The sequence below is a fragment of the Bradyrhizobium sp. Leo170 genome (assembly GCF_004296405.1).
In the GTDB taxonomy this organism is placed as follows: Bacteria; Pseudomonadota; Alphaproteobacteria; order Rhizobiales; family Xanthobacteraceae; genus Bradyrhizobium.
The window spans coordinates 1-1989 of record NZ_PSRR01000652.1; the positions used below are offsets into that span (position 1 = coordinate 1).

The following is a 1989-nucleotide window of genomic DNA, read 5'->3' on the forward strand; positions in this document are numbered from 1 at the left end:
GGCTACGCTGCGCTCCACCCGGGCTACGGGGCTGAAATTCCGGGCGGCGGCAAGCTGCGACGCCTGCGCAACAACCATGCAGGCCCGGCGGGCTCGAAGCATTGCGCCGGACCTGCCCTGCCCGTAGGGTTGCTGCAACGCTAACGACAACAATAATCCTGGAGAAAACACCCAATGGCGCGCCTGAAATTCGGAGCTTTCCTCGCCCCGCATCACCCGATCGGCGAGCATCCGCTGCTGCAATTCCGCCGCGACCTTGATTTCGTCCAGCAGCTCGACGAGCTCGGCTATGATGAGTTCTGGTGCGGCGAGCATCACTCCTCAGGCTGGGAGATGATCGCCTCGCCGGAGATGTTTCTGGCGGCCGCCGGCGAGCGCACCAAGCGGATCAAGCTCGGCACCGGCGTGATCTCGCTGCCCTATCACCATCCCTTCAACGTCGCCCAGCGCATGGTGCAGCTCGACTACATGACCGGCGGCCGCGCCATTTTCGGCTCCGGCCCGGGCGCGCTGGCCTCCGACGCGCGCACGCTCGGCATCGACCCGATGACCCAGCGCGACCGCCAGGACGAAGCGATCGCGGTGATCCGCCGCCTGTTCAACGGCGAGCGAGTCACCGCCAAGAGCGACTGGTTCGTGATGAACGACGCCGCGCTGCAGATCCTCCCCCTGCAGGAGGACATGCCGTTCGTGGTGGCCTCGCAGATCTCGCCCTCGGGCATGACGCTCGCCGGCAAATACGGCATCGGCATCATCTCGCTCGGCTCGATGTCGACCCAGGGCCTGATGGCGTTGCCGCAGCAATGGCAATTCGCCGAGGACGCCGCCAAGAAGGCCGGCACCACCGTGAGCCGCTCGAACTGGCGCGTGCTGCTGTCCTTTCACATCGCCGAGACGCGCGAGCAGGCCCGCCGCGAGGCCGGCGCCGGGCTGATGCGCTGGCACAACGAATATAATGTCGGCACTTTGATGCGGCCCGGACTGACCGCGTTCTCCTCGCCGGACGAGGCCGTCGACAAGACCGCGTTCGTGGAGGGCGCCGCTTCCACCATCGGCACGCCTGATGATCTCGTGAAGATGATCAAGAACCTGGTGCAGGTCTCCGGCGGCGTCGGCACCATCGTCGGCTTCGCCCATGACTGGGCCAACCCGGAAAACACAAGGCGAAGCTGGGACTTGGTGGCGCGCTATGTGATCCCCGAAATCAACGGCTATATCGACGGCCTGCGCAAGTCGCAGAAATTCGTGATCGAAAATCGCGCGATCTTCGAACGCGCCGGCCAGGCCGTGATGGCCAAGATCATGGAGAACGACAAAGCCGCCGCCGCACTCGCGCATACCGGCCCCGGCCGTGTCGCGATCCCCGCCGTCAACGCGCCTGATTTGCAGGAAGCCGCGAAACGCAAGGCATGAGGGACGCTCTCTCCGCTCGGATGATTCGTAGCCCGGGTGGAGCGAGAGCGTAACCCGGGACACCTGTTTCGGCGGTTACCGGCGTCCCCGGGTTGCGCTGCGCTCCACCCGGGCTACAGACTCGCTATTGATCCAGCCGCAACCACGCTCCATCATTACTGACACACAGTCATGGTGGAGCAATGCCCTTCGACGGCCGCCTGCTGGCGGGAATCAGCGTGTTGGCGGCGGTGGTGCAGACCAAAAGCTTTGCCCGCGCCGCCGATACGCTCGGAATCACCGCCTCAGGCGTCAGCCGCGCGGTTGCGCGGCTTGAGGCGCGGGTCGGCGTGCGGCTGTTCGATCGGACCACGCGCTCAGTGGCGCTGACCGACGAAGGCCGCCGCTTCTATGAACAGGTGGCGCCGCTGCTGGCGGGGATCGAGGACGCCGCGAGCACCGCGTCGAAATCGGCCCGCTACGCGTCGACATCGATCCGTATTTCTCGCGCATGATCCTCTCTGGCCGCATCGGCGGCTTCCTGCGCCAGCATCCGGAATTGACGGCGGGTGCACCTCGCCCCGCTTGCGGCTATTA

1 protein-coding gene and 1 pseudogene are annotated in these 1989 nt (G+C 65.8%); both read left to right on the forward strand.

Annotated features, from left to right (window positions below; translation table 11 throughout):
- Window positions 1-174 precede the first annotated feature (174 nt).
- Window positions 175-1413: an LLM class flavin-dependent oxidoreductase gene (locus CWO89_RS43635; protein ID WP_130584325.1), complete on the forward strand. Its 1239-nt coding sequence runs from the start codon at window positions 175-177 to the stop codon at window positions 1411-1413.
- A 182-nt stretch (window positions 1414-1595) separates the two neighbouring features.
- A pseudogene (locus tag CWO89_RS43640) lies at window positions 1596-1989 on the forward strand (LysR family transcriptional regulator); the annotation flags it as partial.